The organism is Azospirillum brasilense, assembly GCF_001315015.1.
GTDB classification, from domain to species: Bacteria; Pseudomonadota; Alphaproteobacteria; order Azospirillales; family Azospirillaceae; genus Azospirillum; species Azospirillum brasilense.
The window spans coordinates 1,412,932-1,437,058 of sequence record NZ_CP012914.1 but is presented as its reverse complement, the minus strand read 5'-3'; the positions used below and the strand labels follow the sequence as shown (position 1 = coordinate 1,437,058).

Below are 24,127 nucleotides of genomic sequence, written 5' to 3'. Positions count from 1 at the left end.
GGGGTCCTCACGTCGGCTTGGACGTCATTTCAGTTTGGTTTGGGCATAGCCCTTCAGCACTTCCTCGCGCAGCTGCCCCCAGATCTCCCGGTGCAGGTCGAGGAAGCGCGGCGTCATGCGGATCTCCGCCACGTCGCGTGGGCGCTCCAGATCCACCCGGTACTCGCCGATCAGCCGGGCGCCGGGGCCGGCGGACAGAACCAGCACCCGGTCGGACATGGAGATGGCCTCCTCCAGGTCGTGGGTGATGAAGACCACCGACTTGCGGTCCGCCGACCACAGGTCGAGCAGCTCGTTCTCCATCAGCTGCCGCGTCTGGATGTCGAGTGCCGAGAAGGGCTCGTCCATCAGCACGATCTTGGGATCGACGATCAGCGTCTGGGCCAGCGCCACCCGCTTGCGCATGCCGCCGGAGAGCTGGTGGGGGTAGCGGTCGCCGAAACGGTCCAGCCCGACGCGGGCCAGCCAAGGGCGCGCCCGCTCCTCCGCCTCGCGCCGCGGCACGCCGCGGAACTCCAGCCCGGCGGCGACATTCTCAAGCGCCGACTTCCAGGGCATCAGCGCGTCCGCCTGGAACATGTAGCCGGCGTGCGGATTGATCCCATCGACCGGCTCCCCAAAGGTCTGGGCGCGCCCGGCGCTGGGGGCGAGAAGCCCCGCCGCCACGTTCAGGATCGTCGATTTGCCGCTGCCGGTCGGCCCGACGATGGACACGAACTCCCCCGCGGCCACCGACAGGGTCACGCCCTGAACCGCCGTGTAGGTCTGCCCGCGTCCGTCGGGCGATGGAAAGGTGCAGGTCACGCCGTCCAGGCGGAGCGCGGCCTTGTCCGCCCCCTCCGTCCGCAGGGCGGCCGCCACGGCGGCGCTGTCTGACATCAATACGTTCCGTCCCTGATGGTCGTTTTCACGGCATCTTGGCGGAATGAGGCGGTTGCGGCAATGGGTGGCGCAAACAATTGTTTCCGATGACGATGGGAGTCACTCCAGTCTGGCGAAGAACCCCATGATCGCCGCACCCACCCCTTGTGGCCATTGGTGCGGGTAAAAGCGCCCGTTGCGCGTCCGGTCGTCGGCCAGCGGGCACCACAGAACCAAGTTCGTCTCGCCCTCGGCGCCGTAACGGCGGCAATTGAAACGGCGCGGTTCGTCCGGTTCGCTTCCCGTCGGCAACCCGTCCTGGGCCAGCAACGCACGGCGCAGGCGCAGGGCTTCGGACAACGGCACCTGCTCGTCGCGCGGGTTGTGCAGGACCATGGCAGCGACCGGCCCGCCGCAGTCCTTGGGCCTTGCCGACCCGCCGCCGAGGCTGGCCAGCCCGCGGATCACCCCGCCTCGCGCGCAGGCGAGACTGTTTGCGAAGGACCCGCCCAGCGAATGGCCGACCACGAACACCCGGCCCAGGTCCAGGCAGTAGGCCGCCGCCATGCTCTCCAGGACGGCGTCGAACAGCCGGAAATCGCGCAGCCGGTCCGGCGGGTCGCCGGGATCGGACCAGACGTTCAGCCCGCGGGCGTCCTTCAGGCTGGCGGGATAGACGATGATCGCCGGTTCCTCCCCTGCCCCTTCCAGGCCGAAGTAGCGCCGCACCTCGGCGTTGCTGTTGGTCCGTCCGTGGAAGGCGACGACGAGGCTGTGCGGACGGTCGGGGCGATAAGCTTCCGGAACGGCCACGATCATGCCGCGCGCCGCACCGTCCAGTGACACATGGTCGGGCACTGTTGCCGGGGCTGGCGCTTCACAGCCGCGCGATAATTGCTGCGGCGCCACATTATTAACCAATTCCGCCGATAAGCCCTGGAAGGCCCACAGAATCAGCATGGTCGCGGCGCAAAATGCGCAAAATTGTTTCACCATTCACAGCCCGATTGACCGACTTCCTCCATAAACAGCCTGTGGCAAAGGACGTTGCACGTTCGGACAGGCTCCGCGTTAACCAACACGCAAGCATTTCCCGGCACCCTCCTTCCCAGAGCAAGGAGGTTTCGATGCCGGTTCGCGCGACTGCACGCATGATGGTTCTGGGGCTGCTGCTGGCCGTCGGCTCGTCGGGCGCCGCGACCGCCGACAGCCTGTCGGTGAACCGTCCAAACCCGGCGCCGGCGCCCGTCGCCTCCGACTTCCCCGACGCCACCTTGGTCCGTGTCGATCAGATGGACTCCACGACGCTGCGGCTCGACGGCATCATCACGCCGGCCGTGGAGCAGCGCTTCTCCGACGCGCTGCGCAGCGTGCCGGTCGGCCAGCCGGTGGTGGTCGAACTGTCGAGCCCCGGCGGTTTCACCACCGCGGGCTACCGCATGATCGACCTGATGCTGGCGGAACGGCAGGCGGGGCGTGCCGTCGCCACCCGCGTGGCCGGCGGCCAGTCCTGCGAGAGCATGTGCGTCGGCCTCTATCTGGCCGGTTACCCGCGCTACGCCGCGCCGACCGCGGAGTTCATGGTGCACGCCCCGCGTCTGGCCGAGAACGGCCGCATGACGCTGCGCTCCACCGACCAGATGGTGAAGCGTCTGGTCGCGCTGGGCGCCGCCCCGGCCTGGATCGAGCGGGTGCGGGCCGCCGGCGGCTTCTCCGGCAGCCTCGACTACCGCGACAACGCCGACCATCTGGCGGCGGTGGGCGCCAACATCGTCACCCACCTGATCCGCTGACCGGCTGTTTTACCGTTCACTCTCGACGAGACGCCGGGCGATCTCCGGCATGACCGCCGCGTCGACGTTGGCGAAGGCGAAGCGCAGGTAATCGTCCTGGCCGGGACCGAACATGGAACCGGGCAGGCACAGGATGTTGTGATCGCGGGCCAGTCCCTCGGCCACGTCGTGGGCGCGTTTGCCGGCGAAGGGATGCCGGACATAGGCGAAATAGGCGCCGATGCTGGCGATGCGGTACCCGGTGCCGCTGGCCTCCATCGCCGATTGGAAGGCGTGGACGCGGGCCAGGATGTCGCCGCGCTTCTCCGCCACCCAGCCGTCGAGATTCTCCAGCCCGTACAGCGCCGCCTTCTGCCCGACATGCGGGGCGCAGATGGCGAGGCAATCCATCACCTTGCGCGCCTGGGACAGCAGGCCGGCGTCGGCGATGACCGCGCCGACCCGGTAGCCGGCGAGGCTGTAGACCTTGGAAAAGCTGTAGAGCTGGACCAGGGTCCGCTGCCAGCCCGGTCGCTGGAACAGCCCGTGCGGCGCCCGCCCCTCCCAATCCGGAAAGTCGCGGTAGGTCTCGTCGAGCAGCAGCTTCACACCGCGCCGCTCGCACAGCTCGTAAAGCGCCGCGATGGCGTCGGGCGGGGCGATGGCGCCGGTCGGGTTGTTGGGGGAGATCAGCACCAGCGCGCGGGTGCCGGCGTCGATCAGCCGCTCGGCCTCCGCCGGGTCGGGGATCAGCCCGTTCTCCTCGCGCAGCGCCAGCGGCCGGGCCTCGATGCCCAGCATGTCCAGCGTCATCTTGTGATTGAAGTACCAGGGGGCGGGCAGGATGACGTTGTCGCCGGCCCGCGCCAGCCCCATCACCGCCACCGCGAAGGCCTGGTTGCAGCCGGCGGTGATGAGCACCTCGCCCGCCGTCACCTCGCCGCCATAAAGCGATCCGGTACGCCGGGCCAGCGCGGCGGTCAGAGGCGGGATGCCGTCGATGGCGGTGTAGCGCGCCGTGTCCGGCGCCCGCACCTGCTCGGCCAGATGGGCGGTCAGCGCGTCGGCCGGCGGATAGCCGGGCACCGCCTGACAGAGGTCGATCAGCGGCTTGTCCGCCGGAAAGCTGCGGCCCTCGACCCAGCGCCACGCCTCGGCGATGGGCGGGGCCTCGGTGGCGGCGACGAGCGGGTTGACGTCTCTGCGGTCCATTCCCTGATGTCCAGTCTGCGGGGTCCGATTTTTATGGGGCGCATGGTGGACCGCCCCGCCGGGCTCGCGCAAGGGACCAGAACAGGAGAACGCGCAAGACGGTCAGGCGCTGCCCAGCACCGCGTCCGGCTTGCGGCCCACCAGGGACTCATAGACCTCGGGGTCGGTGGCCCCTTCCGATCCGAAGACCAGCACGCGGGCGTCCGGGGCGAGGCCCAGGCTGGCGCGGGTCGCCGGGTCCGCCGCGGCGCAGAGCAGGCCGGCCAGACCCGCCACGCCGGACTCCCCGCCCACGATGGGCCGCCCGCCGTGCCGCCCCTCGGCCAGCAGACGCATGGTCGCCACCGCCGCGTCGTCGGGGATGGTCAGGAAATCGTCGGCCCCGCGCTCCAGGATCGCCCAGGCCAGCAGGGACACCTCCCCGCAGGCCAGCCCGGCCATCAGCGTCTCCAGGTCGCCCTTGGACGGCGTCGGACGGCCGTTGACGGCGCTCTGGTACAGGCAGTCGGCGGCGTGCGGCTCCACCACCACGAAGCGCGGGCGCTGGCGGCCCCAGCTTTCCCACAGATGGCCGCAGACGGCGGCGGGCAAGGCCCCCACCCCGCCCTGCACGAAGACGTGGGTCGGGCGCTCGCTGGCCGGAAGCTGGCCGATCGCCTCCTCCACCATCACGGTGTAGCCCTGCATGACGTCGCGCGGGATGTCCATGTAGCCGGTGTAGGAGGTGTCGGAGACGACGTGCCGGCCATGCTCCCGCGCGTCCGCCGCGGCCTGCCGCACCGCGTCGTCGTAGTTGCCGGCGACGCGGACGACGCGGGCGTCGAAGGTTTCGATTGCCTGCTGCCGCCCTTGCGAGCAGTTGCCGGGAATGTAGATGACGCAGCCGCAGCCGAACACCTGCGCGCCCCAGGCGACGGAGCGGCCGTGGTTGCCATCGGTTGCCGTGGTCACCGTGATGCCGCGGGTCACCTTGGCGTAGCGCCCGACCACCAGATCGAGCGCGGTCACCGGCACGCCGGGCACGCGGGCCTGCACCTCGCGCACCAGAAGACGCAGCACGGCGTAGGCGCCGCCCAGCGCCTTGAAGCTGTGCAGGTTGAAGCGGCTGCTCTCGTCCTTGTACCAGATGCGGTCGATGCCGGCGGCGCGAGCCAGCCCGCTCAGCGAGCGCAGCGGGGTCGGGGCGTAGCCCGGCCAAGCGCCGATCTCGCTCATCGCGTCCTGGAAGGCGGCGCGGCTCAGGATCGCCCGTTCCGCGGGCCCGTAGGGCCGGTCCGTGTCGGCGCGCGGATTCGAGAAGAGACGCGGGGCGCCAAGCGGCGGCAGGTCGGACATTGTGTTCGCTCTCCAGCGCCGCAAGGACGGCCGCCGCCACGAAAGCATTGCCGGCCACGCCGCGTCAAGCCACGCGCGTTGTCCCCGGACAAAGCGCCGCGAGCTGTGCTAACAGCGCCTCCCCCGCGGTCCGGTCAGGAAGCCGAAGGCGGCGGGGTCCCCGTTCCTCAAGGAGATGGTTCCGTCGTGACGACCGGTTTCAACATCACCGCCGCCGACCAATTGAAGCAGTTCGCCGACCGCATGGAGCGGTTGATGGACGAGATCGACGGCCTGAAGGCCGACCTGAAGGACCTGCGCAGCGAGGTCAAATCCGCCGGCTTCAACATCAAGGCGCTCGACAAGCTGGTCGCCATCCGCCGCAAGGACGCCGGCGAGCAGGAAGCCGAACTGCTGAACGACCTGATGCTCTACGCCCACGCCACCGGCACACCGCTGGACATCGTGGTTCCCGAGCCGGCCGAGTGACGCCGTAAGGATCGTTGCGAAGCCGCATCATGAATGTTCCGGGAGCGCAACATGTCGTTTCGCTTCCGGAACATGTCATTGCGCAAGCGCATCGAAGCGCTGAAACCTTAGCGCTTCCACTCGCGGCTGGATTTCACGAAGTCGGTCAGGGTGACACCGATCTTGTCGTCCACGATGACCACCTCGCCGCGGGCGACGAGGACGCCCTCCACATAGACGTCGGTCGGGTCCTTCAGGTGCCGGTCCAATTCCACGACGGCGCCGCGGCCGAGCTTCAGAAGGTCGCGGACGCGCAGCATGGCCGTGCCGATGACCACCTTGATCTCGACCGGCGCGTCGCCGATGGCGAAGGCGTCGCTGCTCATGTCGTCGGACGAGCCGGCGCCCAGCAGATCGTCGATGTTGGCCATGCCGCACTCCTTCACCCCGGGTCACCGGACCCTTCCAACCGACTAGAGTTACCGCACCAGGCGCGCCGGGGCAACGGCGACCGTCGCGACACCCTGCGACAAGGATGGGAAACAACAGCGCAGATTTGGTTTTCCCGCGCCGCTATGTGTTGATACCCTGCCTGCCAAACGTGAAACCAGCCGCGAAGGCAGAGCCATGACGACCGATTCCCAACGCCCGCTGGTGGACAGCGCCTGGCTGAAGGGCGCCCTCGACCGCCCCGACCTCGTGGTTCTGGACGTGCGCACGCCGCCGTCGGGCGGCTTCATCCCCGGCTCGATCCATTCCGACTACGCCAAGGCCGGCTGGCGGGCGACGGTGGACGGGGTGCCGGGCCTGCTGCCCGAGACCGCCGTTCTGGAAGGTCTGATCGGTAGGCTGGGAATCGGCAACGGGGACCACGTCGTTCTGGTCGCCAGTGGTCTCAGCGCCGCCGACATGGGAAACGCGACGCGCGTCTATTGGACCTTCAAGACGCTGGGCCATGACCGCGTGTCGGTGCTGGACGGCGGCTTCGTCGCCTGGAGCGACGCCGGCCATCCCGTCGTCACGGCTGCCGCGACCCGCCCCGCCACCACTTTCACCGCAGCCCCCCGCGAGGACTTGCGCGCGCCCCTGCCCGTGGTCGTGGCGGCGGTGACCGGCGGCTCCGTCCCGCTTCTGGATTCTCGCTCCGCCGAGCAGTTCGAGGGCAAGGCCAAGAGCCCGCAAGCCCGCGTTCCGGGCACGCTGCCGGGGGCGGTGCTGATCGAGAACGGCGCCTTCTACTCCGCCGCCGAGAAGCGCTTCCTCCCCGCCGACGCGGTGAAGGCGCTGGCGGATCAGGCCGGGACGGGCGACGCGACGATCACCTTCTGCAACACCGGCCACCTCGCCTCGGTGTCCTGGTTCGCGCTGAGCGAGGTGGCGGGGATCGATGGGGTCCGCCTCTATGACGGGTCGATGTCGGAATGGACCGCCGACCCGGCCCGCCCGGTCAAGAACGGGCCGGCGGCTTAAGCGTTAAACGCTCTTGCGGCGCCGGCGGAACCGCCCGAGGTCCGACCGGCGCAGCAGGCCCAGCGCGACCGCCAGCACCGCGTAGACCAGCAGGCCGGCAAGGCCCAGCAACACCAGCCCGCCCAGACGCTCGAACAGCCCATGGGCGGTCAGCCAGGGCGAGAGCTGGGTTTGCACCAGCCACAGCGTGCCGCCCATGGCGAGCGCCGCGATGGCCATGCGCGGCAGGTTGCGCAGCAGCCGGGCATCGGCCTTGAACAGCCCGCGGCGGGTCAGCAGCCACGCCAGCAGCCCGGCGTTGACCCAGGCGGCGACGGAGGTCGCCACCGCCAGCCCGACCTGGGCCAGCGGTCCCATCAGGGCCAGCTTCAGCGCCACGTTGACCGCCGTCGCGGCCAGCGCCACCCGCACCGGGGTCGCCGTGTCGTGCCGGGCGTAGAAGCCGTTGACGAGGCTGCGGATCACCACGAAGGCCGGCAGCCCCAGCGCGTAGGCCTGCAGCGTGGCGGCGGACTGCGCCGCGTCGGTCGGGCCGAAGGCGCCGTGCTGGAACAGCACCGACACGATGGGCAGGCCGGCGACCAGGAAGGCGGCGGCGGCCGGCAGGGTCAGCACCAGCGACAGTTCCACCGCCCGGTTCTGGCTCTCCACCGCGCCCGGCTCGTCGCCGCCCTTGATGCGCCGTGCCATTTCCGGAAGCAGAACGGTCCCGACCGCGATCCCGATGACGCCCAGCGGCAGTTGGTTCAGCCGGTCCGCGTAGTAGAGGTAGGACACCGCCCCGGTCGGCAGCAGCGAGGCGATCAGCGTGTCGACGAACAGGTTGATCTGCGTCAGGCCGGATCCCAGCGCCGCCGGGCCCAGCACGGTCAGGAACCGCTTCACGTCCGGCGTCAGGCGCGGCAGTGGCAGCCGCAGCCCCATCCCGGCCCGGCTCGCCTCCCAATACAGGTACAGGAACTGCGCCAGCCCGGCGGCGAAGACGCCCCAGGACAGGGCGTGGCCGACCGTGGGCATCAGCGGCGCGGCCAGCACCATCGCCGCGATCAGGCACAGGTTCAGCAGGATCGGCGCCGCCGCCGCCGCCCCGAACCGCCCCATGCTGTTGAGCACGCCGGCGAGCAGCGATTCCAGCGAGATGAACAGCAGGTACGGGAAGGTGATGCTGGTGAACAGGACGGCCAGCCGGAACTTCTCCGGCTCGTCCGAGAAGCCCGGCGCGAAGACCGTCATGAACTGCGGCATGATCGCCAGGATGCCGGCCAGGAACAGCAGCTGCACCGCCAGCAGCAGGCTCATCACCTCCTCGGCGAAGCGCTTGGCGGCGGTCTGCCCGTCCTGCACCAGCTTGGCGGAGAACAGCGGCACGAAGGCCGAGTTGAAGGCCCCCTCGGCGAACAAGGCGCGGAAATGGTTGGGCAGGCGGAACGCCACGAAGAAGGCGTCGGCCACCGGCCCGGCGCCGAGCAGCGCGGCGGTCAGAACGTCGCGCAGGAAGCCAAGGACGCGGCTGACCAGCGTCAGCCCGCCGACGGACAGGATGTTGCGGAGCACGGTGGTACGGGTCCTCTGATGGGCGGCGCCATCCTAGCGTTTTCCCCGCCGGCGTCACGCCTTTCGGCATGCCAGACCGTGTGGAATTTGAAGGCGGCGGGCGGAAACGGTCTGCTAGGATCGCCGCCCACCCATTGTCCTCTCCACCCACCTTCAGACAAGCGGAACGTCCATGGCCCAGGGTCTTCCCCTCACCTATCTGGAAGCCGGCGAAGCGAACGGCGGCACCCCCCTGCTGGTCCTGCACGGCCTGTTCGGGTCGGCGCGCAACTGGCAGACCCTGGCGAAACGCTTCGCGGAGCGGCACCGGGTCTACGCGCTGGACCTGCGCAACCACGGCGGCGCCCCCTGGTCGGACGAGATGACCTACCCGGCGATGGCCGCGGACGTGCTGCGCTTCCTCGACGACCGCGGCTTCGCACGGGCGTCGGTGGTCGGCCACTCCATGGGCGGCAAGGTGGCGATGACGCTGGCGCTGACCCATCCCGACCGGGTGGAGCGTCTCGCCGTGGCCGACATCGCGCCGGTCGCCTATACCCACACCCACGCCCCCTTCGTGGCGGCGATGAAGCAGGCCAAGCTGGACGGCTGCACCCGCCGCTCCGAGGTCGAGGCGCAGCTTGTGGACGCGGTGCCGGAAGCCCCCCTGCGTTCCTTCCTGCTGCAGAATCTCGTTCTGGAGCAAGGGTCGTTTCACTGGCGGATCAACCTCGACGCCATCGGCGCCCGCATGAGCGACCTGATCGGCTTCCCGGATCTCGGCGACGCCCGGTACGACGGCCCCACCCTGTTCATCGGCGGAACCCGGTCCGACTACATCGTGCCGGAGAACCACGCCGCCATTCGCCGCCACTTCCCCAAGGCCGCGATCGAGATGATCGAGGGCGCCGGCCACTGGCTGCACGCCGAACGCCCGCAGGAGTTCGCCGCGCTGGTCGAAGCCTTCGCGTAACGTCTTCGTTAGGCAAAAAGAAACGGGGGGCAAAAAGAAACGGGGGCCGCGAAGGCCCCCGTTTCCGCATGCTGGCGATGCGCGGTCCGCTCAGAGTGCGCCCTGACGGCGATTTTCTCAGAGCGCGCCCTGACGGGCGCCGGTCTTGGCGGCCGGCCCGGAGGACTGGTTGAAGGCGTCGCGCAAGTAGGGCGACAGCGCCTGCCGCATCGTGCGCAGCCACTCGTGGATGATGATCAGCGAGCGCGAGGCGACCGGCGGGGTCATGCCCAGCTTCACAAGATCCTCGCGGGTCATCTGCGCCACCTCGTCGATGCGGTGGCCGGTCAGGCGCGCCCAGGCCGGGGCCGTGCAGGGGGCCATGGAGATGACCTCCACGCCCTCGCGCTCCACCATCTCCGCCTTGCGGCGGGCGTACTGGCTGTCGTCGAGCTGCGAGAAGGGACCGGAAAAGCCGTTCTCGACCAGGACGCGCTTGGCCTTCGGAGCGATGGTGGCGATGCGCTCCAGCGTGTTCATGCCGGTGGACAGCGAGGCCAGATCGACGGTGACCGGCACCATGAAGGTCAGCCGCTCGCCCTCGCCGACATAGTAGTCGAAGCCCGACACCTCGGCCCAGTTGAAGAACCACTGGGAGATGTTGCCGCCGAAGTCGTAGAGGCGGCCGCCGCGCTGCAGCTCCGGACCGATCTGGTCCCAGAACTCGTAGAAGCCATCGCCCGAACCCATCATGTTCATGAAGTCCTGGGTGATGCGGCGGTGCTCCACCACCTCCGGACCGAACAGGCGGTTCAGGCGCTCGTTCACCTCATATTCGACGACCTTGAGCTGAAGGCCTTCGAGCATGGCGGTCGCCATCAGGTGGTGAGACAGCAGCGTCTTGCCGACGCCACCGCGGTCGTTGAGAACGAAGATGGTGCCCAGCATGCGATCGCCTTTCCAGGGTGTGTTCGTTGTCGAATCTTGAGGTGTTGAAACGCGAAGGATCGGTTCCTGGGGAATTGGAGCCGGCTCGTCCAGAGATTTGGCGGGCTCCGCGAGGGGCGTCACCGGCAGCGCCGGAGCGGGAGCGGGGTCCGGCGAAACTTCTTCGGGAGCCGGTTCCGGATCGGCATCCGGTTCAGGCTCCAAAGCGGGGACGAGTTCCGCTTCCGGATCAGCGGCCGCATCCTCGGTGTCGTCCGGCTCGACGGCATCAGGCTGTCCGGCGGCAAGAGCGGCGCGGTGCACCGCGTCCAGAGTCTCGCGCGGGGTCGTCTCACGCTCCTCCTCCCCGTCCGCGCCGCCGTCGCGCCCTTCGTTCCCCACGAGGAAGAAGGCGGAGCGCAGGGTAACGGGCGAGATCGGCTGGTTGTCGCGGGCGGTGACGCCCAGCTTCGCCAGCACGTCGGAAATCTCGGCCCAGGACAGGCCGCGCTCGCGCATCAGGCCGATGTCGGCGTAGCTTTCGCGGACGGCCTGCATGGCCGAGCGGTTTCCAGTCGGACGATCGGCAAGAAGCCGTTCCAGTTCCGCGCGATCAATCGACACCGTGAGTACCCGGCATGCGTGGTTCTGGGGAGGGGTGGGTAGGATTTGTGATACCGCAGGATTCCGTTCCCCCCGGTGCGGAAAAAATAGTACAAGCGATTGGGGTGCGCAAACGGTTTCCAACCATGTTCAACCGCATTAAACCTGTGACACGGCAACCTTCCTTGGTCTCCATCAGGATTGCAGGATAGGGCCCGGCGTTTGGCGAAGATGCCCTATGATTTCCGATCGCAGGATCAGCGGACCGCCGACTCCGGGCGGACGCCGGGGACTCCCATCGGCTTCCACGAGTTGCGCCAAGCCTGCGAGATTTCGGCCCTTCGGGAGGATCTGGAGCGCGTCCTCCAGGACACCAGCGCCCTGCGCGACAGCATCGAGGACGCGGTGGAGCAGGTGCGCCAGCGCTTCTCCGCCCTGACGGCGGAGGAGTTGGCGAACTCCGAGACGATGGCGCCGCTGCTCCAGTTCGCGGTGTCCACTCTGCTGTCCATCCGCGACGAAGCCCGGCGCATCAACACCCAGACCGGCCCGGTGGACGATGACGACCGCCCCACGCGGGCCGTCGCCGAACCCCGCGCCCAGACGTCCGCCCAGCCATCCGCCGCAGCTCCGGCGGTGCCGCCCCCCGCACCGCAGACGGCCCCGCAGACCTACGCGCCGCCCCCATCCGACGAGCCGGCCCCTTTCTTTGCCGAGCCGCCGCGCGACGATCCGCCCGCGCCCTCAACGCCTCCGTCACCGGCGCCCGTTCTGTCGCCCTTCGTCCCGCGCGCACCCGCCCCGGCGGCGCCGCGCCCGGCGGCGCCGGACTCCGTCCCCGATGCGGCTCCGGCTCCCTCGTGGCTTTCGCCCTTGTCCGGACGCAAAGGCGGTTCGGGGGTCGATGGCGCCGCTCCCCGCAGCGGGAATGTGGACTGGCTGAGCCGCCCCAAGCGCTGACCTGCGCACCCCTGATTTTATTGAGCCACATTGTTGCGGGAAGGTCGCACCTCGTCCGAACGCACCCGCGTCACACCGATTTTCCTTGAACTCCGAAAGGGGTGTGGCTACCACTTTATTTGGTAAATGAATCCTTACCAATAACACCTGCGGCGACGCATGGGGGTGGTCATGGCACGGGATGATGTGGACACGCTGGCACGACCGGCGTCCGGGGCACGACCGTCGTCCCGCCTGGAATGGCGGCACCGCTGCGGTCCGGCCGTCCAGGCTGACCGGAACGACTCAACCCGGCGTGATGCCCCGGCGGCGATCCGTCCGCTGCGGTTGCTGATCGTGGAGGACGAGTCCCTGGCCGCCGAGGCGGTGGGGATGGCCGCCATGGACCTCGGCCATATCGTCTGCGGCACCGCCCGCACCGAAGAGGAGGCGGTGGCCATCGCCGGCCGCGAGCGTCCCGACGTGGCGCTGATGGATGTGCGGCTGGCCGGCGGCGACGGGATCGAGGCGGCGCGGCGCCTGCGCGCCAATTACGGCATCCGCTCGATCTTCCTGTCCGGCTACGCCAACCACGCGATCATGGCCCGCATCACCGAGACCTACCCGCTGGGCGTGGTCAACAAACCCTATTCGCTCGCCCAGCTGAAGCTGGCGCTGGACCTCGCGGCACGGCGCCTGCACGGCCCGCGCGGCTGATACCATCCCGCTTCACCAAACAAGGAAGGGCGGCCTCCCCTGTGGGAAGCCGCCCTTTCCTTTTCCGAACCATCGCGGAGCGTGACGCCCCTTACGCTTGGCCCCTTACTCCTGAATGAACGCCTTCACGTAGGAGTGCGACAGCGGCTGCACCAGATAGTCGAGCGGGGTGCGGGCAGACAGCAGGATGCGCGCCTCCACCGGCATGCCCGGCTTGATGGTCAGGTTGTGGACCTGATGGGAGTCGCTGTCCTTCAGCTTGATCCGCGCGATGTAGGATTCCTGCCGGGTGATCGGGTCCATCACGCGGTCGGCCGAGACGTAGGTCACCGTGCCGTCCAGCGAGCCGACGACGCGGCTGTCATAGGCGGTCAACTGCACCTTCACCGGCAGATCGACGGTCAGCGACTTGATGTCCTTCGGCTGGACCTTCACCTCGGCCAGCAGGGCGCGGTCGTCCGGGATGATGTCCAGGATCGGCTCGTTGGCGGTGATCGTGCCGCCGGCGGCCCAATGGCTGTGCATCACGACAGTCCCGGCGTCCGGAGCCTTGATCGCGCGGGTTTCCAGCCGGTTGGCGGCGTCGCGGATCTGCTCGGCGAGACGGATGACGTCGCCGCGGGACTTCTCCAGGTCGACCAGCACCTTTTCGCGGAAGTCGTTGCGGCGGCGCAGAAGGTCGCCCTCGGCGTCCACGGCAGCCTGGTTGGCCTGGGCGATGCGGGCCTCAAGCTCGCGGTCGCGGCCCTTGAGCTGCGCCTCTTCCTTCTGCTGCTCGACCAGCTTGGTGCGGGTGGCGTTGCCGCGCGACAGCAGACCCTGGGTGATGCGCAGATCGTCCTCGATGAGCTGGATCTCACGGGCCAGGAACTTGCGCTGCTCCTGAAGGCTCTTGCCTTCCTCGCGCAGCGTGGCGACGCGCTCCTTGGTCAGCTTGGCCTCGGTGTCGAGCTGGTTGCGGCGGACCTGGAACAGGGTTTCCTGGTTGCCCATCAGCTTTTCCACCGTGCGGTCGCTGCCGCGGCGACGGATCAGCTCCTCCGGCCACTCGATGGCCGGCTGCTCGAACAGCTCGGCGGTCAGCCGCGCCTCCAGCGCCTGGGTTTCCAGCCAGGAGGTGCTCAGCACCTGGAGCCGGGTCGCCGCCTCCGTGCTGTCCAGCCGCATCAGGACCTGACCGGCCTTCACCGTGTCGCCTTCCTTGACGAGGATCTCCTCGATCTGGGCGGTCTCGGTGTGCTTCACGATCTTGCGGCCGGTCTCCGGGGCGAGCGCGCCGGAGGCCATGACGGCGCTGTGAAGCGGGGCGAGCGCGGCCCAGGCGGTCATCCCGCCGAAGCCCACCGCCAGCACCATGAAGCCGCCGGCCAGAAGCCCGCTGACCCGGGTGTCGGGAACCAGCGCGCGCAGCGCGCCGATCGACGTCATGGTCTTCGTCTTGTAGGTGTTCATGGTGGTGTCGGTCATAACAATCGGTCCTTGATCGCCGGAAATGCTGGGTGCTGGTCTGGAGGTTCCGGCGTCAGCCGGCGGCGCTCTGCACCGGCGCCGGGCCGATGTTGCGCAGGCGGCTCCAGTTCGGCCCCTGCTGCTCCTGCTGGCGTTGCGGCAGCTCGACCGCCATGCCGTTCTTCAGAACGAAGGTCTTGTCGGAAATGTCGACGAAGGCCGGGGAATGGGTCAGCACGATGGTGGTGACGCCGCTGGTCTTGGCCTCGACGATGAACTCGCGCACCGCCTTGTGGCCGATCTCGTCCATGCCGGCCGAGGGCTCGTCGAGAACCATCAGCGACGGACGGCCGTAGCCGGCGCGGGCCAGGGCGATCAGGCGGGCCGAGGCGCCGGTGATCGGGAACAGCGGGTCGGTCACCTCGGTCTCATAGCCGCCGGGCAGGCTCTCGACCCAGGCGTGGATGCCGGCGCGCTTGGCGGCGTCCTCGACCTTCTCCCGCGTCGTCTCGGTGAAGCGGGCGATGTTCTCGGCGATGGTGCCGGGCAGCAGGTCGGCGCCCTGGGCCATGTAGCCGATGCCCTGCTCCGGGGTTTCCGGGTTCAGCGAGGCGACGGCCAGACCGCCCAGCCGCACGGTGCCCGCCGACGGCATCGCCACGCCGGCCAGCAGACGGGCCAGCACCGACTTGCCGGAGCGGTTGGGACCGGCGATGCACACCGTCTGGCCCGGCTCCACCGCCAGCGTGACGCTGCGCAGGATCGGCTTCTGATCGCGGGGGGAGACGAACAGCAGGTTCTCGACGGTCAGGCGCTCGCGCTCCACCGGGATGATCGGACGCTCCGGCTCCAGGGACAGGCGCTTCAGCAGCGGGAACAGGCGGCGGAAGGCCTGATAGGACTTCTGGATCTGCGCCCAGGCGCCAGCGCTCTGCTCCACCGGGGCGAGGGCGCGGCCGACCAGCATGGAGGTGGCGATCATGCCGCCGAAGGACAGGTGCTGCTCGATCACCAGCAGGGCGCCGACACCGGTCACCGCGATCTGGATGACCATACGGACCCACTTGGTGAAGGCGCCGATGGCGGCGGCGCGCTCGGTCGAGCGGCCCTGCAGGGCAGAGGTGGTCATGGCGTCGCGGGCCACGGTGTCCAGGGCGCTCGGCCCCATGCGCAGGCCCCGCACCGTCTCCGACCGCGACAGCAGGGAGTCGAACAGGCGCTGCGAACGGCTGGCCGGGGCCTTGCTGTCCTCGGCGAAGTGGCGGACCGCCCAGTTGCTCAGATAGCCCAGCGCCGTCATGATGACCATCGCGGCGACCAGGATCACGGCGAGCAGCGGGTGGATCAGGTAGATGCCGATGACGTACAGGGGCACCCAGGGCAGGTCCATCAGGGCCGGCAGCGACGGGCGGCTCATCGCGCCCTTGACCTCCATGAGGTCGCTGACCGGGGCGGTGTCCGGACGGCCGCGGCCCGAGGCGTCCAGCACGTCGGCGGTCAGCCGGCGGCGCCAGGTGACCTCCAGCGCGTTGCCCGCGCGGGCCAGGATGCGCGCCCGCACCGTTTCCATGGCGGCGCTGAGCGTCAGGGCCATGACGACGATGACGGTCAGCATGACCAGCGTATCGATGTTGCCGGACGGAATGGCCCGGCTAAAGACCTGAAGGGAATAAAGTGGCATCGCCAACATCAGGAGATTGATGGTGGCGCTGAAGACAAATGCACCAACGAGTACCCGGGTGAAGTAACGTCCCCCGTGAGCCATATCTTTATTGGTCTTTTCAGACCCGCGAGAAAACAGGCGAGGCATTTACAGCCCTCCAATTGTCACCGTTTGCGGCAGTGCCCACTGGATGCAGGCGAGGTCAGTTGGCGCGTTTTTGGTAAATGAAATCTGAAGATTGAGGGACATCACAGGAATGCCACTGAAAACCACCCCCTTTGCGCAAACGACAACGGCGCCTCATGTGAAGGACTGCTCTGTTCGCCCCGTTTCACGCCGGCCCGCTTGAAGGAACGCCGCATGACCGACACGCTGACCATCGCCCCCGGCCATCTCGCCCTGCCCGACCTGCGCCGCATCCTGCGCGACCCGCCCGTCCTGGCCCTGGCGCCCGGCTGCCGCGCCGCCATCGACGCCTCGGCCCGCACGGTGGCGGATGCGGCGGGTGGGGAGCGCGCGGTCTACGGCGTCAACACCGGCTTCGGCCTGCTGGCGAAGAAGCGCATCCCCCCGGATCAGGTGCGCGAGTTGCAACGGCGGCTGGTCCTGTCGCACAGCGCCGGCACCGGGCCGGACCTGCCGCCGGGCGTGGTGCGGCTGATCCTGGCGCTGAAGGTCAACGCGCTGGCGCGCGGCCATTCCGGCGTGCGCATGGTGGTGATCGAGGCGCTGCTGGCGCTCTACAACCGCGGCGTCCTGCCGGTGGTGCCGGCCAAGGGCTCGGTGGGAGCCTCCGGCGATCTGGCGCCGCTGGCCCACCTGACCGGCGTGCTGATCGGCGAGGGCGAGGCCGACGTGGACGGCGAGCGGTTGCCCGCCGCCGAGGCGCTGGCCCGCGCCGGGCTGGCGCCGCTGGCGCTGGAGGCCAAGGAAGGCCTGGCCCTGCTGAACGGCACGCAGGTGTCCACCGCGCTCGGTCTGGCCGGGCTGGTCGCGGCCGAAGACGGCTTCGCGGCCGCTCTGGTCGCCGGCGCGCTCAGCGTCGATGCCGCGCTGGGCAGCGACGGCCCGTTCGACGCGCGCATCCACGACCTGCGCGGCCAGCCCGGCCAGCGCGACGTCGCCGCCGTCTACCGCATCCTCCTCCAGGGCAGCGGCATCCGCGACTCCCACCGCGAGGGGCACGAGACGGTGCAGGACCCCTACAGCCTGCGCTGCCAGCCGCAGGTGATGGGCGCGGTGCTCGACCATCTGCGCTTCGCCGCCGGCGTTCTGGAACGCGAGGCCAACGCGGTGTCCGACAACCCGCTGGTCTTCCCGGACAGCGGCGACATCCTGTCGGGCGGCAACTTCCACGCCGAGCCGGTGGCGATGGCCGCCGACGTGCTGGCCCTGTCCATCGCGGAGACGGGAGCGCTGTCGGAACGGCGGATCGCGCTGCTGATGGACACCCACCTGTCGGGTCTGCCGCCCTTCCTGGTGGCCGACGGCGGTCTGAACAGCGGCTTCATGATCGCCCAGGTCACCGCGGCGGCGCTGGCCAGCGAGAACAAGCAGATGGCCCACCCGGCCAGCGTGGACAGCCTGCCCACCTCCGCCAACCAGGAGGATCATGTGAGCATGGCGACCCACGCCGCCCGCCGCCTGACGGACATGGCCGACAATCTGGCGGGGATCGTCGCGGTGGAGCTGCTGGCGGCCGCCCAGGGCATCGACCTGCGGGCGCCGCTGGCCTCCTCCCCCGCGCTGGAGCGCGCGCGGGGACTGCTGCGCGCCCGGGTGGCGGTGTGGACGGAGGATCGGGCGATGGCCCCGGACATCGCGGCGGCGAAGCGGTTGGTGACCGAAGGTGCCTTCCGCCCCTTCGCGGAGAGCCTCCTGCCCTGATCCGACGACCGGCTGAGACAAGACCGCGCAGGCGGCTCCGGCCGGTTTTCGTCAATCCGTTGAAGGGCTAAGGTTCGGATCATCCCGCGTCAACCGCTTCACTTCGATCCGGAGACCATCATGGAAGGACGCAAAGTCCCCTCGGTCGTGTTCAAGACCCGCGTGCGCGACGAAAGCGTCGGCGGCCCCAACCCGTTCCGCTGGCAGGACGTCAGCAGCGACGATCTGTTCGCCGGCAAGCGCGTCGTCGTCTTTTCCCTGCCCGGCGCCTTCACCCCGACCTGCTCCAACCAGCAGGTGCCGACCTATGACGCGCTCTATCCGGAGTTCCGCGATCTGGGCGTCGACGAGGTCTATTGTCTCAGCGTCAACGACGCCTTCGTGATGTTCCAGTGGGGCAAGCATCTGGGCGTGAAGAACGTCAAGCTGATCCCGGACGGCTCGGGCCACTTCACCCGCCGCATGGGCATGCTCATCAACAAGGACCATGTCGGCTTCGGCATGCGCAGCTGGCGCTACGCCATGGTGGTGACCGACGGCGTGATCGAGAAGCTTTTCGAGGAGCCGGGCATCAACGATGCCGGTGAGGGTGGCGACCCCTACGGCGAATCCGCTCCGGAAGCGGTGCTGGCCTACCTGCGGTCGCGCTGAGCCGCTCCCGTTGGCCCTCTCCTGTCATCCTGCAGGAGAGGGTTTTTACTGCTCCCTTCAGGCCGGAACGGCGGTCCCCTCCGCCGGCTCCGCCTTGGCAGCCTGCGCCTTGCGGCGTTCATGGGCCACCCAGGCCCTCTCGTGCAGGTGATAGGCCACCGTGTTGCACAGCGGTTCCACCAGCGCCAACGCGCCGCCCACCGCGATGCTGCCGGTCATCAGATAGCCGACGGTGAAGGCCACCGTGAAGTGGATGCAGGCAAAGCTGAAGGTCTTGGTCATCGCCGAACTCCCGAACACCGCCGTTCCTGTTCAGCTTCAGCATGCGCGTCGGGCGACGACAGGTCCAATCGAATGATCCAACCAGACCAATAGGTAATATCTATCATTCATCGAAAGGGACGGCGGCGATCGCCCGCCTCCGGCACACTGCCACGGCGCAACCGAGTGCCCGGCGGAACGACTTCGAAGGGGCGGCTGTGCGCCGGCTCCAGCAACCGCACCTCAGGCCGCTTGAAGAACGGGATCAGCGCGGCGCCCATGAGAAACCCGCCGACATGCGCCCAGAAGGCCACCCCGCCGCTGTCGTCGGAGGTCGGGGTGGTGACCCCGCTCAGGATCTGCCCGACGAACCAGAAGCCCAGCACCAGCACCGCCGGAACGCTGATGACGCGCACGATGATGATGAACCAGAAGAAGACGCCGACATTCGCCCGTGGGTGCAGAACCAGATAAGCGCCGAGCACCCCGCCGATGGCCCCGCTCGCCCCCACCATCGGGACTTCGGACGTTGGGGCGGCGAAGCTCTGGGCCAGTGCCGCCGCCGTTCCGCACAGCAGGTAGAAGACCACGAAGCGGCCCCGCCCCATGCTGTCCTCGACGTTGTTGCCGAAGATCCAGAGGTACAGCATGTTGCCGGCAAGGTGCAGGAAGCCGCCATGCATGAACATGGAGGTGATGATGGACATCCAGGGCGGAACGACCCGCAACGGCTCCGGCAGCTCGGCGTGGCCGAACAGCACCGCCGGAACGAGGCCGAAGGAATAGACGGCGAGATTCCCGGCCCTCGCGCCCAGTGAGAGCTGCCACAGGAACACCATCACGCACAGCGCGATCAGCGCCATGGTGACGACCGGCGTCCGCCGCGTCGGGTTGTCGTCGTAGATGGGCAGGAACAGCATCGGCGGCGCTTTCGGTAGAGGCGACCCTGTTCAGTACGATGGTCCCGCCCCTTGGTTCCGCCAAGACGTACGGGAGACGCGTACAGCTGGAGGGCACCAGGAAAATGGTCGGCAAAGAAAAACCGGCGCCCCTTGCGGAGCGCCGGTTTCGCTGACTTAAGCTGCGGTGTGGATCAGGTGCAAACCATCAGGTGCCCTGAGGCTCCGGGTCCATTCCGCCGCTTTCCTTGGTGGTCGGCACCGACGGGCGACGGCCCGAGGTCGGGGTCGGCTGCTTCGGCGGGGCCGGGGAGAAGCCTTCACGCTCGTCGTTGCGGATCAGTGGCTCGCCGCGCAGCAGGCGGGCGATGTCCTCACCGCTCAGGGTCTCGTACTCCAGCAGGCCCTTGGCGATGGTGTGCAGCTGGTCGATGTTCTCCGTCAGGATGCGGCGGGCCTCGCCGTACGCCTCGTCGACGATCCGCCGGATTTCCTCGTCCACCGTGCGGGCCGTGGCGTCGGACATGTTCTTGTGCTGGGTGACGGAGTGGCCGAGGAAGACCTCCTGCGTCGGCTCGCCGTAGAGCAGCGGGCCCAGCTTGTCGCTCATGCCCCATTCAGTGACCATGCGGCGCGACATGTCGGTCGCCATCTTGATGTCGCCCGACGCGCCGGTGGTCACGCGGTCCTTGCCGAAGATCAGCTCTTCCGCGATGCGGCCGCCCATGGCGACGCGCAGGTCGGCGTGCAGCTTGGCCTGGGACAGCGAGATGCGGTCGCCTTCCGGCAGGCGCATCACCATGCCGAGCGCGCGGCCGCGCGGGATGATGGTGGCCTTGTGCACCGGATCGCTGTCCGGCTGGTGGATGGCGACGATGGCGTGACCGGCCTCGTGATAGGCGGTCAGCTTCTTCTCATCCTCGGTCATGACCATGGAGCGGCGTTCCGCGCCCATCATGACCTTGTCCTTGGCGGCCTCGAACTCGGCCATGCCGACGACGCGCTTGCCGATGCGGGCGGCGAGCAGCGCGGCCTCGTTGACGAGGTTGGCGAGGTCGGCGCCCGAGAAGCCCGGGGTGCCGCGCGCGATGACCTTGGCGTCAACGTCCGGGGACAGCGGCACCTTGCGCATGTGGACCTTGAGGATCTTCTCGCGGCCCAGCACGTCGGGGTTCGGAACGACGACCTGACGGTCGAAGCGGCCCGGTCGCAGCAGCGCGGGGTCGAGCACGTCCGGACGGTTGGTCGCGGCGATGAGGATGACGCCCTCGTTCGCCTCGAAACCGTCCATCTCGACCAGCAGCTGGTTCAGGGTCTGCTCGCGTTCGTCGTTGCCGCCACCCAGGCCGGCGCCACGATGACGGCCCACGGCGTCGATTTCGTCGATGAAGATGATGCAGGGGGCGTTCTTCTTGCCCTGCTCGAACATGTCGCGGACGCGGCTGGCGCCGACACCCACGAACATCTCGACGAAGTCGGAGCCGGAGATGGTGAAGAAGGGCACGTTGGCTTCACCCGCCACGGCGCGCGCGGTCAGGGTCTTACCGGTGCCCGGCGGGCCGACGAGCAGCACGCCCTTCGGGATCTTGCCGCCCAGACGCTGGAACTTCTGCGGGTCCTTCAGGAACTCGACGATTTCGGCCAGCTCCTGCTTGGCCTCGTCGATGCCGGCGACGTCGTCGAAGGTGACCCGGCCGACCTTCTCCGTCAGCAGGCGCGCGCGGGACTTGCCAAAGCCCATGGCCTTGCCGCCGCCCGACTGCATCTGACGCATGAAGAAGATCCAGACGCCGATCAGCAGCAGCATCGGGAACCAGGACAGCAGGACGGAGAACAGCGACGGCACGTTGCTGTCGTCCGGAACGGCGCTGATGCGCACGTTCTTCTGCGTCAGCCGCTCGACCAGCCCGGCTTCGGGCGGGACGAAGGTGCTGAAGGACCGGCCATCGGTGAAATGGCCGGACACCTGGCTACCTTTGATGGTGACGTCGGCCACTTGGCCGCGGTCCACTTCGGCGAGAAGCTCGCTGAACGGAACCGTCGTCTGCGGGCTGCGCGTGGAAGAGCTCTGGAACAGATTGAACAGGGCCACCAGCAGCAGCCCGATGATGATCCAGAGCGCGAGATTCTTGCCGAAATTGTTCACGTCGAAAGCCTTTCTGCGAACCCTGCGCGGAAAGGTAGGCCGATGCGGAGCCACCCCTCCCGGGCTTACGGGCACGTTCCCAGATTAAATAATGCCGACACGGTCCGAAACAACCTGAAAAGCTGGACCGGCCAACACCACCCCGGGTGCGTGCAGAGCGACCGCCGAAAGGGGGAATCCGGGCCGCGAAAAGCCCAGATGCGGCACCGCCGCCAGCCCGTTTCCGTCCCACAGCGCCGGCAGCGTCTCACGGACCGGTTCAGGCAGGCCGATGCGGCCCGAATCCGGGCCTGCGGACCGCACCATTTGCCACCCTTCCCGCCCCAATGTTGCCACGCTCACCGCCCCGCCAGCTCCCGCCGCCAGCCGAACGGCGAATCGGCGATCCCACCAGACCTCTCCGCCGGGGGTAAGGCTCAGCCGTTCGGTGACCCCAACCGGCTCCCGCGCGATCACCAAATGCCCCTTCCGCGGCAGGATGCGGCAGCCGCCCAGCGTGCGTCCCCGGAAGCGTTCCCCCGCGATCTCGGCGAACAGGCGCTCCACCGCCTCGTCCTTCGGCGGGTAGGCGGCGCCCCCCGTCGCGGCGATGCAGCGGGCCAGCGCGCGCAGGCCAAGTTCCTCTGGCGCCTCCAGCAACGGCTTCGGGTCCAGCCGCAGCCAGCCCTCCGGATGGACTTCCACGGCCTCGGCCAGCAGGGAGGCGGTTCCTGCTTCCAGCGCGTTGCGGGCGCGGGCGGCCCGGCGGGCGAGGTCGGCCAGACGCGGCGCGTCCAAGCCCTCGGCGGCCAGTGCTTCCTCCGCCGCGCGCAGGCGGGCGCGGGCGAAGCGCGGGTTGCGGTTGGAGGGGTCCTCGATCCACTCCTGGCCGAAGGCGCGGCAGGTCACCACCAGCCGGCCATGCGGGAGGTCCAGCAGCGGCCGGATCACCCTCACGGCGCCGCCCGCGCGCACCGGCGCCATGGCGGCCAGCCCGTCGACGCCGGAACCGCGGGCGAAGCGCAGCAGCACCGTCTCAGCCTGATCGTCGCGGTGGTGGGCGAGCGCCAGATGGAGGATGCCCTCCTCCCGGCAGCGCTCAGCCAGCAGGCGGTGGCGCGCCGCGCGGGCCGCCTCCTGGATGCCGGTTGGCGGTTTCTCGCCGTCCCAGCGCAGAACGGCGTGGGCAATGCCGCGGGCCTGGAGCCAACCGCCCACCCGGGCGGCCTCCGCCGCCGACTCCGCGCGCAGGCCATGGTCCACGACCAGGGCGAGGACATCCCCGGCCCGCTCCGCCGCCCAGCGCTGGACGAGCAAGGCCAGCCCGAGGCTGTCCGCCCCACCGGACACACCGACAGCCACGCGCGGTTTCGCCTCGAAGCCGCCCAGCCGGTCCATGCGGGCGGCGAACTCATCCGCGGAAATCGGCCCCGCCGGGTCGGATACGTTCACCGCACCCGTCAGGCGCAGTTCAGACGACGGCGCTCGGTGTCGGCGCGGCGCTTCACGCTGGCCGACGCCTCCGGGAACTTGGTGATCAGCTGGTTGAAGGCGGTGCAGGCGTCCTTCTTCTGGTTGAGCTGCTGCAGCGACATGCCGAGCTTCAGCAGATTGTCCGCCGCCTTGTTGTTCTTCGGGTACTTCTGCACGCCCTCGGCGAAGGCAACGGCGGCGTCCTGGAACTTGTTGCGGACATAATAGGTCTCGCCCAGCCAGTACTGGGCGTTGCCGGCGAGCTGGTGGGACTTGTTCTTCGCCAGAAAGTCGCTGAAGGCCTTTTCGGCCTTGTCATAGTCCGACTGGCGCAGCAGCTCGAAGGCGTGTTCGTACTGCTTCTCCGGGGTCGAGTTGGCGGGCAGCGGCGCCACGGCGGCGGTCTGCTTCTCCGCCGGCTTGTCCGCCACCTTCTCGGTGGCCTTGGCGCCGCCGGGGGCCGCGGCCGGAGCCGCCGCGCTGGGCTTGGCCGGGCCGCCGAACGGGTCGCTGGCCGCCCCGCCGCCCTTGCTCTCCAGCTCCTTCAGGCGGAAGTCGATGTCGCTGTTGACCCGCTCCAGCCGGTCCTTCATCTGCGAGATCTGATAGGTCGCCTCTTCATAGCGCCCGGTCAGTTCCGATAGGGCGCGCTCCAGCTTCTGCAGCCGCACCTCGAAATCCGCGGCCAGCGAGGGCTGGATCTCGGCCGTCTGCCCCCGCGTGTAGGCGTTGCCCGGATAGGCCTGCGCCACCTCGACGCGCCCGCCCAGTGCCTCCACCCCCGACTCCAGCCGGTCCAGACGGTCCTGCATCGAAACCGTCTGCGCGAAGACGGAACCGCTGCACAGCAGGCCGCCAAGCAGCAGGGCGGCGAAAGAAGTGGTCTTGGTCATGCGTCGAGGGTCCTGTCCGGGCGGGGAATGCCGTCGTGGGAGGGTGGCGGCCCAAGCG

General features: G+C 68.9%; 22 protein-coding genes. 8 read left to right on the top strand and 14 right to left on the bottom strand.

Translation table 11 applies throughout. The features are described 5' to 3' along the window. Window positions 1-24 precede the first annotated feature (24 nt). Both AMK58_RS06605 and AMK58_RS06600 read right to left on the bottom strand, forming a co-directional pair. The gene (locus tag AMK58_RS06605) at window positions 25-879 is read right to left on the bottom strand and encodes an ABC transporter ATP-binding protein (RefSeq protein ID WP_051140198.1); all 855 of its coding nucleotides are present in this window, start codon (window positions 877-879) and stop codon (window positions 25-27) included. A gap of 102 nt (window positions 880-981) precedes the next feature. After that, the gene (locus AMK58_RS06600; protein WP_143265643.1) at window positions 982-1,707 is read right to left on the bottom strand and encodes a CE1 family esterase; all 726 of its coding nucleotides are present in this window, start codon (window positions 1,705-1,707) and stop codon (window positions 982-984) included. Between the two features lie 281 nt (window positions 1,708-1,988). Between AMK58_RS06600 and AMK58_RS06595 the strand changes: the two genes are divergently transcribed. Further along, complete coding sequence (locus AMK58_RS06595; protein WP_035673226.1) at window positions 1,989-2,654, top strand: ATP-dependent Clp protease proteolytic subunit; 666 nt, start codon at window positions 1,989-1,991, stop codon at window positions 2,652-2,654. Between the two features lie 9 nt (window positions 2,655-2,663). Here AMK58_RS06595 and AMK58_RS06590 read toward each other — a convergent pair whose 3' ends face one another. Beyond that, complete coding sequence (locus AMK58_RS06590; RefSeq protein ID WP_035673223.1) at window positions 2,664-3,845, bottom strand: aminotransferase; 1,182 nt, start codon at window positions 3,843-3,845, stop codon at window positions 2,664-2,666. 102 nt (window positions 3,846-3,947) lie between these two features. After that, window positions 3,948-5,180, bottom strand: coding sequence for a diaminopropionate ammonia-lyase (locus tag AMK58_RS06585; RefSeq protein ID WP_059398746.1), 1,233 nt, complete (start codon window positions 5,178-5,180; stop codon window positions 3,948-3,950). A gap of 186 nt (window positions 5,181-5,366) precedes the next feature. Between AMK58_RS06585 and AMK58_RS06580 the strand changes: the two genes are divergently transcribed. Continuing rightward, window positions 5,367-5,648, top strand: coding sequence for a DUF2312 domain-containing protein (locus tag AMK58_RS06580; RefSeq protein ID WP_035673213.1), 282 nt, complete (start codon window positions 5,367-5,369; stop codon window positions 5,646-5,648). A 107-nt stretch (window positions 5,649-5,755) separates the two neighbouring features. On the opposite strand, the gene fliN is transcribed toward AMK58_RS06580, so the two are convergent. Next, window positions 5,756-6,058, bottom strand: coding sequence for a flagellar motor switch protein FliN (gene fliN / locus AMK58_RS06575; protein ID WP_014240218.1), 303 nt, complete (start codon window positions 6,056-6,058; stop codon window positions 5,756-5,758). Between the two features lie 196 nt (window positions 6,059-6,254). On the opposite strand from fliN, the gene AMK58_RS06570 reads away from it, so the two are divergent. Further along, window positions 6,255-7,097, top strand: a complete 843-nt coding sequence (locus tag AMK58_RS06570; protein WP_035673210.1) for a sulfurtransferase — start codon at window positions 6,255-6,257, stop codon at window positions 7,095-7,097. A gap of 3 nt (window positions 7,098-7,100) precedes the next feature. Here the strand turns inward: AMK58_RS06570 and murJ are convergent, their stop codons facing one another. Further along, window positions 7,101-8,651 carry a murein biosynthesis integral membrane protein MurJ gene (gene murJ, locus AMK58_RS06565; RefSeq protein ID WP_059398745.1) on the bottom strand — a complete coding sequence of 517 codons (1,551 nt, stop codon included), beginning with the start codon at window positions 8,649-8,651 and terminating at the stop codon, window positions 7,101-7,103. A gap of 172 nt (window positions 8,652-8,823) precedes the next feature. Between murJ and AMK58_RS06560 the strand changes: the two genes are divergently transcribed. Then, entirely contained in the window at window positions 8,824-9,603 is a 780-nt protein-coding gene (locus AMK58_RS06560; RefSeq protein ID WP_035682641.1) for an alpha/beta fold hydrolase, read from the top strand. Between the two features lie 117 nt (window positions 9,604-9,720). On the opposite strand, the gene AMK58_RS06555 is transcribed toward AMK58_RS06560, so the two are convergent. Then, window positions 9,721-11,133 (bottom strand): hypothetical protein, encoded by a 1,413-nt coding sequence (locus tag AMK58_RS06555; RefSeq protein ID WP_035682638.1) that lies wholly within the window; start codon window positions 11,131-11,133, stop codon window positions 9,721-9,723. Between the two features lie 210 nt (window positions 11,134-11,343). Here AMK58_RS06555 and AMK58_RS06550 point away from each other — a divergent pair, with 210 nt between their 5' ends. Then, window positions 11,344-12,072, top strand: coding sequence for a hypothetical protein (locus tag AMK58_RS06550; RefSeq protein ID WP_137165087.1), 729 nt, complete (start codon window positions 11,344-11,346; stop codon window positions 12,070-12,072). Window positions 12,073-12,243: 171 nt separating this feature from the next. Next, the gene (locus tag AMK58_RS06545; protein ID WP_051140098.1) at window positions 12,244-12,768 is read left to right on the top strand and encodes a response regulator; all 525 of its coding nucleotides are present in this window, start codon (window positions 12,244-12,246) and stop codon (window positions 12,766-12,768) included. 105 nt (window positions 12,769-12,873) lie between these two features. Here the strand turns inward: AMK58_RS06545 and AMK58_RS06540 are convergent, their stop codons facing one another. After that, complete coding sequence (locus tag AMK58_RS06540; RefSeq protein ID WP_035671530.1) at window positions 12,874-14,235, bottom strand: HlyD family type I secretion periplasmic adaptor subunit; 1,362 nt, start codon at window positions 14,233-14,235, stop codon at window positions 12,874-12,876. Between the two features lie 55 nt (window positions 14,236-14,290). After that, window positions 14,291-15,982 carry a type I secretion system permease/ATPase gene (locus AMK58_RS06535; protein ID WP_035671533.1) on the bottom strand — a complete coding sequence of 564 codons (1,692 nt, stop codon included), beginning with the start codon at window positions 15,980-15,982 and terminating at the stop codon, window positions 14,291-14,293. Between the two features lie 258 nt (window positions 15,983-16,240). On the opposite strand from AMK58_RS06535, the gene hutH reads away from it, so the two are divergent. Next, window positions 16,241-17,767 carry a histidine ammonia-lyase gene (gene hutH / locus AMK58_RS06530; RefSeq protein ID WP_059398743.1) on the top strand — a complete coding sequence of 509 codons (1,527 nt, stop codon included), beginning with the start codon at window positions 16,241-16,243 and terminating at the stop codon, window positions 17,765-17,767. Window positions 17,768-17,887: 120 nt separating this feature from the next. Beyond that, the gene (locus AMK58_RS06525; RefSeq protein WP_035673199.1) at window positions 17,888-18,418 is read left to right on the top strand and encodes a peroxiredoxin; all 531 of its coding nucleotides are present in this window, start codon (window positions 17,888-17,890) and stop codon (window positions 18,416-18,418) included. A 57-nt stretch (window positions 18,419-18,475) separates the two neighbouring features. Here the strand turns inward: AMK58_RS06525 and AMK58_RS06520 are convergent, their stop codons facing one another. From AMK58_RS06520 to ybgF, 5 genes are all read right to left on the bottom strand, one after another. Further along, window positions 18,476-18,700, bottom strand: a complete 225-nt coding sequence (locus AMK58_RS06520; protein WP_035673196.1) for a DUF2061 domain-containing protein — start codon at window positions 18,698-18,700, stop codon at window positions 18,476-18,478. 107 nt (window positions 18,701-18,807) lie between these two features. Continuing rightward, window positions 18,808-19,599 (bottom strand): rhomboid family intramembrane serine protease, encoded by a 792-nt coding sequence (locus tag AMK58_RS06515; RefSeq protein ID WP_236778190.1) that lies wholly within the window; start codon window positions 19,597-19,599, stop codon window positions 18,808-18,810. A 187-nt stretch (window positions 19,600-19,786) separates the two neighbouring features. Beyond that, complete coding sequence (gene ftsH, locus AMK58_RS06510) at window positions 19,787-21,724, bottom strand: ATP-dependent zinc metalloprotease FtsH (protein WP_035673193.1); 1,938 nt, start codon at window positions 21,722-21,724, stop codon at window positions 19,787-19,789. Between the two features lie 84 nt (window positions 21,725-21,808). Beyond that, a complete protein-coding gene (gene tilS, locus AMK58_RS06505; protein WP_236778189.1) occupies window positions 21,809-23,155 on the bottom strand; it encodes a tRNA lysidine(34) synthetase TilS in 1,347 nt (448 codons plus the stop codon). 8 nt (window positions 23,156-23,163) lie between these two features. Continuing rightward, the gene (gene ybgF, locus AMK58_RS06500) at window positions 23,164-24,069 is read right to left on the bottom strand and encodes a tol-pal system protein YbgF (protein ID WP_059398741.1); all 906 of its coding nucleotides are present in this window, start codon (window positions 24,067-24,069) and stop codon (window positions 23,164-23,166) included. Window positions 24,070-24,127 lie beyond the last annotated feature (58 nt).

Bases quoted from the DNA above. Each gene is read 5' to 3' on its own strand.
- AMK58_RS06605 (WP_051140198.1), bottom strand. From the start codon at position 879: ATGTCAGACAGCGCCGCCGTGGCGGCCGCCCTGCGGACGGAGGGGGCG.
- AMK58_RS06595 (WP_035673226.1), top strand. From the start codon at position 1,989: ATGCCGGTTCGCGCGACTGCACGCATGATGGTTCTGGGGCTGCTGCTG.
- AMK58_RS06590 (WP_035673223.1), bottom strand. From the start codon at position 3,845: ATGGACCGCAGAGACGTCAACCCGCTCGTCGCCGCCACCGAGGCCCCG.
- AMK58_RS06585 (WP_059398746.1), bottom strand. From the start codon at position 5,180: ATGTCCGACCTGCCGCCGCTTGGCGCCCCGCGTCTCTTCTCGAATCCG.
- fliN (WP_014240218.1), bottom strand. From the start codon at position 6,058: ATGGCCAACATCGACGATCTGCTGGGCGCCGGCTCGTCCGACGACATG.
- AMK58_RS06570 (WP_035673210.1), top strand. From the start codon at position 6,255: ATGACGACCGATTCCCAACGCCCGCTGGTGGACAGCGCCTGGCTGAAG.
- AMK58_RS06560 (WP_035682641.1), top strand. From the start codon at position 8,824: ATGGCCCAGGGTCTTCCCCTCACCTATCTGGAAGCCGGCGAAGCGAAC.
- AMK58_RS06550 (WP_137165087.1), top strand. From the start codon at position 11,344: ATGCCCTATGATTTCCGATCGCAGGATCAGCGGACCGCCGACTCCGGG.
- AMK58_RS06545 (WP_051140098.1), top strand. From the start codon at position 12,244: ATGGCACGGGATGATGTGGACACGCTGGCACGACCGGCGTCCGGGGCA.
- AMK58_RS06540 (WP_035671530.1), bottom strand. From the start codon at position 14,235: ATGACCGACACCACCATGAACACCTACAAGACGAAGACCATGACGTCG.
- AMK58_RS06535 (WP_035671533.1), bottom strand. From the start codon at position 15,982: ATGGCTCACGGGGGACGTTACTTCACCCGGGTACTCGTTGGTGCATTT.
- hutH (WP_059398743.1), top strand. From the start codon at position 16,241: ATGACCGACACGCTGACCATCGCCCCCGGCCATCTCGCCCTGCCCGAC.
- AMK58_RS06525 (WP_035673199.1), top strand. From the start codon at position 17,888: ATGGAAGGACGCAAAGTCCCCTCGGTCGTGTTCAAGACCCGCGTGCGC.
- AMK58_RS06520 (WP_035673196.1), bottom strand. From the start codon at position 18,700: ATGACCAAGACCTTCAGCTTTGCCTGCATCCACTTCACGGTGGCCTTC.
- AMK58_RS06515 (WP_236778190.1), bottom strand. From the start codon at position 19,599: ATGCTGTTCCTGCCCATCTACGACGACAACCCGACGCGGCGGACGCCG.
- ybgF (WP_059398741.1), bottom strand. From the start codon at position 24,069: ATGACCAAGACCACTTCTTTCGCCGCCCTGCTGCTTGGCGGCCTGCTG.